The sequence below is a fragment of the Hymenobacter seoulensis genome, assembly GCF_054780535.1.
Map to the genome: position 1 here is coordinate 1 of NZ_BAAGWD010000015.1, position 1,031 is coordinate 1,031.

Consider the following 1,031-nt stretch of genomic DNA (forward strand, 5'->3'; position numbering starts at 1 on the left):
GAAAACCACCGCCCGCGAACCATAACCCCGCTGATCTGCGTGACATTGGTTATGTCCAGCAATGGATTCGCATCGAGTAACACGAGATCGGCAGTTTGATTTGCTTCAATTGTGCCCAGGTTGTTTTGTCCGAAATAGTGGGCAGCGTGATAGGTACACGCCCTCAGAATGCTGGCGTTACTGATGCCAGACTGGGCGAACAGTTTCATTTCTTCCAGATAGCTATACCCGGGAATAATAAACGGGCCATCGCCGGGACTCACCAAAAGCTTGACGCCCTGCTGGTCCTGGTGCGCTAACAACTTTTTGTACGCCTTTATCCGCAAGGCATAGCCATCGTATTTTCGTTGGCGGGCGGCGCTATCAATGCCATACAAGTCTTTCTGCCAGCGGGCTACCAACTCTTTCGACACATATTCGATCCCGGGGGAGGCCAGCAACTTCTGCTTTGGAATCTGATACCCGTAGATCAGGTACCAGTACAGGTCGGGACACGACCATAATCTTTTCTCCGCAAACCTGGTTATGGCGGCGGCATAGCGCGTGCTGTCGGATAAATAAAGGCCGACGAAGGGTTCGATGTGCTCCACCGACGACTGACTGGCGTGTACTGCTGCCTCCAGGCCCCTGGGCGGTCCATGACCGGCTACTTTCATGCCGATCGCTTGCGCGATCTGGTTAATGGAGTCATACACCCCCTGGTTGTTTCCGCCGAGGTATTTGATAAAATCGTAGCCATCCTGCTGGTATCCTGCCAGGAGCGCGCGCAGATCCTGCTTTTGGAATTTTTCGTCTACCACCAGGGCGGGAGAACCAACAAACAGAGTAGGCCCGATTACGTCTTCGTTCCTGATCTTTTGTTTCCAATCCAACACGACCGGCGCTCCCCGCATGATCCGGAGGGAGGTGATGCCCCGCGACAGGTTGAGAAACAGGTAGTCCTCAATGGGAAAGGGTTCGCCGTCTACGTTGGGAAAATGGGCATGCATGTCGTACAGTCCGGGCATGACGAATTTGCCTGGCGCATCAAT

The 1,031-nt window shown here is 53.8% G+C and carries 1 protein-coding gene; it reads right to left on the minus strand.

Translation table 11 applies throughout. The features are described from left to right. Positions 1 to 1,031: amidohydrolase family protein (locus ACYVHC_RS21740; protein ID WP_460615838.1), on the minus strand; the 1,031-nt coding region annotated here is incomplete at both ends.